Source organism: Acidovorax sp. ST3 (assembly GCF_003231145.1).
Classification (GTDB): Bacteria; Pseudomonadota; Gammaproteobacteria; order Burkholderiales; family Burkholderiaceae_C; genus Acidovorax.
Window position 1 is genome coordinate 1 of sequence record NZ_QKVP01000010.1, and the last position, 6,042, is coordinate 6,042.

The following is a 6,042-nucleotide window of genomic DNA, read 5'->3' on the forward strand; positions in this document are numbered from 1 at the left end:
GGGAATTGCCGCTAGCCGGCGGGCTGGAATTGGAACGCCAAGCCTTCGGTGTGCTGAGGGACAGTGAGGACCGGCTGGAAGGACGCAGGGCCTTCGCTGAGAAGCGCTCTCCGACATTCCGCGGCCGCTGATACGTTCAGTTAATTGGAATCGGGCGCATTTATGCCTCCAAATTTGCGCAATTCTCTTCAGGTCTGTTTCAAGTCCAAACGATGAAGGCATCATGAATAACTTTTTGCGCTTCGTGTTGGCGTTACTCTTGACTCACCTGACAGCTGTATCGGCCCAAACCCCAGCAGATCGTCGTCTAGTAATAGGTAGTTCAATGCCACTAACCGGAGCGTTCGCGGAGTCTGCGAAACGTCTGGTCAGTGGATCAAAATTGTATTTTGACGGAATTAATCGTGCTGGCGGAATAAATGGCCAGCAAATTGACTATCAAGTTCTTGATGACGCATTCGAACCCGAAAGAGCTGCCAAGAACGTAAGCGAACTAATATCTGAACGTGGAGCAGTCGCGCTCATAGGGTTGACAGGAACCAATCAGATTCTGGCATCGCTTCCTGTTGTCAAAAAAACTGCGACGCCCCTATTCGGCCCTTTCAGCGGGTCACCAGTTTTGCGCAAGGAAAAAAATACGCCAGTATTTCATGTCAGAGCAAGCTATTCTGATGAAATCCAACGAATGATTGATCATGCCAAAGCAATTGGCGTGCGGCGGATCGGAATTTTCTACACCGATGATGGCCTAGGGAAGGTGGTTCTCGCAGAGCTAAAAATAATTCTTGAAAAAGAGAACCTTGAGCTCGTGGGTATTTCGACCACTTCTACTCTCGATGCCAATTTTTTACATGCAGCGATGGATCTATGGAGAAATAATCCAGAAGCAATAATTGTAGGGGCCGCAGGCTCTCATTTCGGCAAGTTTGTCACGGCGTATAAGAGTTTGGGGGGTAGGTGGCCTCAGATTTATGGCCTATCTGTAGTGGATCCGGGTACGCTGGGGGCGCAGATCTCGGAGTCGGCACGCGGAATAATATTGACACAAGTTATCCCATCTGTACGCAACACCGCACTTCCTATAGTACGTGAGTACTTGGCTGCTTTGGCGAAAGAGATGCCCGGCGCGGAGCCCAATGTGTTTGAGCTCGACGCTTTTACCACAGCCAAGATACTGGTTGAGGCGATGAGGCGTGCAGGAAAACCTGTTTCCAGAGCTTCTTTGATCAACTCCCTGGAGATTATCGGAAAGTATGATGTTGGAGGATTTTTTGTTTTTTTAACTCCGGACATTCGCGGCGGCTCAGCGTTTGTGGATCTGGCAATTATTGGTGATAAAGGCAGACTTCGCTATTAATAAAATCCCGCCAGTAATTAATTCGCCTAAAAGATCGCTACCCAAATACGAGTAATTTCAAATATTTGGATGGAGTACGGAGCAATGAAATTCAATGACATATCTGTAGCTCGCAAACTTTGGCTTGTAATTCTCGGAATTTTGCTGGCAATGTTAGCTATCTGTGTATGGACGCAGATGCAGTCAGCAAAGGTCATGAACGAGACAATCGTTGCCATTGAAGATGCCGAGTCTAAGATTGCACTGGCCACACGTTGGCGTGGCATGTCTGAAGCTGCCACCAACATGGTGGTTGGGGCTACGATCACTTCTGACGGGGTCTTAGCTCAGATGTACGACTTGAAAGTCAAAGACCTTATCGCTGATATCTCGCAGGTACAAGCTGCAGTCACCAAAAGTGCGACTACAGCGGATGCGATGGCAGCCATGAAGGCCATTGCCACCGAGCGGGAGCTTGTGCTCGCACTAATGGCGCAGACCAGAGAGATGAAGATCGCGGGGGACACGGTAGCCACGCGTGATTTTGTCGATAAGGAGTTCCCACCAGCGATGGGGCGCTATTACAAAGCATTGGACCGTCTCGTGACTGTGTACGAACAGGAGCGCGATTCCGCGCAAACTTCGGCTGCACAGGATCGCCAGCATGCTTTGTTGTTCGCGTCTGCTGCGGTGGGGTTAATTTTCTTAGTTGGCATACTTTTGACGCGCGCACTTGAACGCTCCATCACATTGCCATTGCGAAGATCTGTTGAGGTTGCGGATGCGATTGCCAACGGTGATCTCACTCAGAATATTCTTGAGAATCGTAAAGACGAATTCGGGCAACTCGTTCGATCACTTGAGTCCATGAACCTTAGACTGCGCCAGCTTGTCGGTGAAGTGCGAGGTGGCGTTGAGCAGGTGTCAACAGCTTCCAATGAAATCGCATACGGTAACCAAGATCTGTCGTCGCGCACCGAGCAGGCAGCATCTAGTCTGCAAGAGACTGCTGCCAGTATGGATCAATTGACGGGTATGGTTTCACAGTCGGCCGATACGGCGCGTCGAGCTAACCATTTGGCTTCCGAAGCAGCTAGATCAGCCTCTCGGGGCGGAGATATCGTGGCAGGGGTAGTGCTGAGCATGCAGGGAATCAGTGACTCGTCGAAGAAGATAGTCGACATCATCGGCGCTATAGATGGCATTGCGTTTCAAACCAACATCCTGTCTTTGAATGCTGCTGTCGAGGCGGCCCGTGCAGGTGAGCAAGGTCGCGGCTTTGCCGTTGTAGCCAATGAGGTCCGAGGCTTGGCAGCCCGATCAGCTGAAGCTGCAAAGGAGATCAAAGAGTTAATTGGAAAGTCGGTACAGTCAGTTGAGCATGGGTCACATCAAGTGAAACAGGCCGGAGAGGCAATGGGGGACATTGTCAGCAGCGTGAAACATGTTTCTGACCTCATAAGCGAAATTAGCGCTTCTGCCAACGAGCAACGCGACGGAATTTCACAGGTGAACCAAGCGGTAAGCACGCTCGATCAAATGACGCAACAAAATGCTGCGTTGGTGGAGGAATCCGCGGCGGCAGCTGCGGCGTTGCGCGATCAAGCACGCCGCCTTTCAGAAGTGGCTTCAGTATTCAACGTCGGCCGATTAGCGGCATAGTTTGGCCCTCAGTTTGGTCACTTTGGATGCCCGAAATTTGTACCGCGACCTCAATATTGGACTTGTTCGAGGTGTCCACTAGATACTGCTTCTTGAGCGGTTTGGTGAGCATGTCCACTGAATCGCCCCGGCTGAACTAGACACCTTCGAGCCTCAAACCTGAGGCCCAATAGGAGGTGCCATGACAAAGCAGCCATATCCCGAAGAATTCAAGATCGAAGCGGTCAAGCAGATAACGGAGCGAGGCCACCGAGTAGCCGATGTATCTGCCCAGATCGGCGTGAGCCAGCACAGCCTGTACAAGTGGATCAAGTTCTATTCGGTGCCTGCTCCAGAACGACAGATGCAGACGTCCCAGACTGAGGAGCTGCGACGGCTGAAAGCCGAACTAAAGCGCGTGACCGAGGAGCGTGACATCCTAAAAAAAGCCGCCGCGTACTTTGCCAGGCAGTCCGGGTGAGGTACGCGTTCATCAAGCAGCATGCGCAGGAACACAGCGTGCGGCGCATGTGCAAGGTGATGCAGCTACACCCCAGCGGCTACTACGCGTGGAAGGCAGCGCCGCATAGTCCACGGGCCAAGGACGATCAGAGGCTTCTGGGCTTGCTCAAGCAGGCATGGCTGGAGAGTGGCGGTGTCTACGGCTACCGTAAGCTTACGCTGGACATGCGCGATCTGGGCGAGCGTTGCGGCAAGCATCGCGTGGCGCGGTTGCTCAAGATCGAAGGTCTGCATCGCAGACGGGCTACGGCCGCCGGCCTGGACTGAGAGGCGGTAAGCCCGCGGTGGTCGCGCCAAACCACCTGCAGCGTCAGTTCAAGGTGGATGAGCCCAATCAGTCCTGGGTCACTGACATCACCTACATCCGAACCCACGAAGGCTGGCTGTACCTGGCGGTTGTGGTCGATCTGTTCTCACGCCAGGTAGTGGGCTGGTCCATGGGCAGCCGCATTGACACGAGCCTGGTCCTCGATGCACTGCTGATGGCGCTATGGCGCCGCCAGCCGCGTGCACCTGTCATAGTTCATTCCGATCAAGGCTGTCAGCCCGTATTCAACGAGTCGTCGCAACACTGCGTCTGTTGGCCGAGCGTAACAGCTCATTGAAGGCTTCTGCGGGCGTCTGCCAGTCGAGCGTCTTGCGCGGTCTCGTGTTTAAGGCCAGCGCCACTGCCTGCAGATCGGTTGCTCGATGCGCGCTGAGGTCCGTTCCCTTGGGGAAGTATTGGCGCAACAGCCCGTTGGTGTTCTCGTTGGTGCCTCTCTGCCAAGGACTCCGCGGATCGCAAAAGTAGACCTGCAGGCCAGTGTGCATTGAGAGTTGCGCATGCTGGGCCATCTCCGTGCCCTGGTCCCAGGTAAGAGACTTATTCAACTGCTTCGGCAGCGAACTCATAGCTTTGGTGATCGCCTCTCGGACTGCCTCGGCACCGTGGCCAGCCAATGCGGGACCGTGCTTGTCTCGTGGCTGCTGACGATGGCCAGGCAGAGGCGGCAGGTGCAGCAGCATCGTGAAGCGCGTCGTCCTCTCCACCAGCGTGCCAATCGCCGAGCTATCCAGTCCAAGGATGAGATCACCTTCCCAGTGGCCAGGTACTGCGCGATCTTCAACGCTGGCCGGTCGCTCGCTGATCATGATCTCCGGCGTGACGAACGACTTCCCGCGGCCTCTCACACGCTCTCTGGGCACGCGCAGAGCACGGCCCGTGCGCAGGCACGCCGTCAATTCACGCCGCAACGCTCCACGGCCCTGCACGTACAACGCTTGGTAGATCGCCTCGTGGCTGATGCGCATCGAAGTGTCCTTGGGGAAGTCAATTGGTAGCCTATTGGAGATCTGTTGCGGACTCCACGCGCGCGACCATCGGCGCGCTTGCCGACGCCCCTGACGTCGACCGTTCCATTGCACCTGCGGCCCGGCAATCGTTCGCCCGCCCGGCGTCGCGATGTTCCCAGCAAGACGATCTTGAACGTACTTGCGTAGCGCTTGGTTGCTCACCAGCTTGACTACCTTGGGCCTTCTCGCCGCACGGTCAGCATGCCATTGCGCCGTATGAGAACGGTACTCCAGATTGCCGCCACGCGTCGCTGCATTGCGCCGCAGCTCGCGCGAGATCGTTGACGCGGCACGCCCAAGCTGACGGGCTATCTCCCGGACGCCCTCGCCGCGGGCGCGCCAACGCAATCTCCTCACGCTTGGCAAACGGCAAGTAGCGGCCAGTGGGCTGCGGGGCGGACGGTGCTAGATGCGAAGGCGGCATACCGCCACATTGCCGGAACCACCGAGCTCCAACAGCCACGGACACCCCGGCAACGGCCGCCGCTTCCTCACTGCTAAGTCCATGTGCGATCGCCTGCCAGAACGGCCATCGCGCCGCACGATGCAGAACCGGTGGTCGTCCTGGCGAGCGCAACTTTGCGCGCAGTGACGCGCTCGCCTCCCTCGTCTTCATATTCATCAACACCTCCGAATAGGACGTGTTGCAACGATGAGTTGAACTCACCCAGTTCACCGGCCACGAGTGGCAGACCTTTCTGCGCGACCACAACTTAGTCAGCAGCATGAGCCGACGTGGCAAATGCCACGACAACGCTGTGGCCGAGAGCTTCTTCCAACTGCTCAAGCGCGAACGCATCCGCAGGCGGGTCTATGCAACCCGTGATGATGCGAAAGCGGACGTCTTCAACTACATCGAAATGTTCTACAACTCACAGCGCCGTCATTCATCGGCGGCTGGACTATCCCCTGTAGAGTTCGAACAGCGACATTCCCAACGGCTCAACGGTGTCTAGGAATGCTGGGGCGATTCAACCTGCTTTAGTGTGACTAAAGCTTGGGCAGTAGAACTGCAATGACCGTTTGGTCATGAATACCGATACTTCCTGTCACCGTAGCAAGCGCTGCGTGAACAGGAGATATTTTTGAAGATCATCCAACGAACGGAGCCTCACTTCCGTCAAACCGCGAGCGGCATGGTGTTGATCGCCACACGTGTTGCCGATCACCCTCCGCAATTCCCGCCAGTGGAATTCGTTCACAACGAT

General features: G+C 55.4%; 2 protein-coding genes and 4 pseudogenes. 5 read left to right on the top strand and 1 reads right to left on the bottom strand.

Going from position 1 to position 6,042, the window contains the following annotated elements:
* The 4 genes and pseudogenes from DNK89_RS24860 to DNK89_RS23160 all read left to right on the top strand — a co-directional run.
* Window positions 1–131, top strand: a pseudogene (locus DNK89_RS24860) (enoyl-CoA hydratase/isomerase family protein); the annotation flags it as partial.
* 92 nt (window positions 132–223) lie between these two features.
* Entirely contained in the window at window positions 224–1,357 is a 1,134-nt protein-coding gene (locus DNK89_RS23150; protein ID WP_110961995.1) for an ABC transporter substrate-binding protein, read from the top strand.
* A gap of 84 nt (window positions 1,358–1,441) precedes the next feature.
* The gene (locus DNK89_RS23155; RefSeq protein ID WP_110961996.1) at window positions 1,442–2,998 is read left to right on the top strand and encodes a methyl-accepting chemotaxis protein; all 1,557 of its coding nucleotides are present in this window, start codon (window positions 1,442–1,444) and stop codon (window positions 2,996–2,998) included.
* 181 nt (window positions 2,999–3,179) lie between these two features.
* Window positions 3,180–4,044, top strand: a pseudogene (locus DNK89_RS23160) (IS3 family transposase); the annotation flags it as partial.
* Between the two features lie 7 nt (window positions 4,045–4,051).
* On the opposite strand, the pseudogene DNK89_RS23165 reads toward DNK89_RS23160, so the two are convergent.
* Window positions 4,052–5,450, bottom strand: a pseudogene (locus DNK89_RS23165) (IS30 family transposase).
* 49 nt (window positions 5,451–5,499) lie between these two features.
* On the opposite strand from DNK89_RS23165, the pseudogene DNK89_RS23170 reads away from it, so the two are divergent.
* Window positions 5,500–5,790, top strand: a pseudogene (locus DNK89_RS23170) (IS3 family transposase); the annotation flags it as partial.
* Between the last annotated feature and the right edge of the window lie 252 nt (window positions 5,791–6,042).

What these genes read in the sequence shown, in the direction of transcription:
- DNK89_RS23150 (WP_110961995.1), top strand. Translation starts at nt 224, where the DNA reads ATGAATAACTTTTTGCGCTTCGTGTTGGCGTTACTCTTGACTCACCTG.
- DNK89_RS23155 (WP_110961996.1), top strand. Translation starts at nt 1,442, where the DNA reads ATGAAATTCAATGACATATCTGTAGCTCGCAAACTTTGGCTTGTAATT.